The organism is Zooshikella harenae, from assembly GCF_018837975.1.
GTDB lineage: Bacteria > Pseudomonadota > Gammaproteobacteria > Pseudomonadales > Zooshikellaceae > Zooshikella > Zooshikella harenae.
The window spans coordinates 1-577 of sequence record NZ_JAGSOY010000358.1 but is presented as its reverse complement, the minus strand read 5'-3'; the positions used below and the strand labels follow the sequence as shown (position 1 = coordinate 577).

At 44.5% G+C, this 577-nt stretch carries 1 protein-coding gene; it reads left to right on the top strand.

All coding sequences use genetic code 11. From position 1 onward, the window contains the following. Positions 1-35: 35 nt before the first annotated feature. Complete coding sequence (locus KCG35_RS26110; RefSeq protein ID WP_215822853.1) at positions 36-527, top strand: DUF6960 family protein; 492 nt, start codon at positions 36-38, stop codon at positions 525-527. Positions 528-577 lie beyond the last annotated feature (50 nt).

Genomic DNA, 577 nt, shown 5'->3' with positions numbered 1-577 from the left:
GTTAGCTGATTAATAAATTCGAATTTATGAAGAAATTGTTCTCTTTTCCCAATAAGCCAAAATTAGTCGGTGTTCGTCCTGAGGCACGAGCAGCAGACTACCCAGAACCAGAGCAAAACGAGAGCGGGCCATTTTTAGGAAAGTGGGCTGTACTAAATTACTACGTGCCAGATAATCTTATGCATCCAGATGATGCAGAGAGATATCTGGAAGGTAAGGTAGAAGGGGAGCGTTTATTTCAGTGCACATCGGAAGACGTGAGCTGGGCCACAGTTACGAATGACCAAGGGGTATCAGTTAGGGTAAATCCACATAGGGTTTTATGGGTACCTCAACCAGAATACAAGCTCGGCCAAGATGTAAAAACAACTAATGGAACTATTCGCACTGGAAAAATTGCTTCAAGAGTGTGGCACTTCAAGGAAAAGCGATTTACTTACTATATTGAGATAGATGGCAAGAACAACCAAAAGGTAATACACAAGCGCAGGTACTGGGCAAATGATCTCACCAGCACCCGCAGCTAATCGGGTAAGAGCTGGTATTTACCCAGCTCTCCCCACACCACCCTGCATGC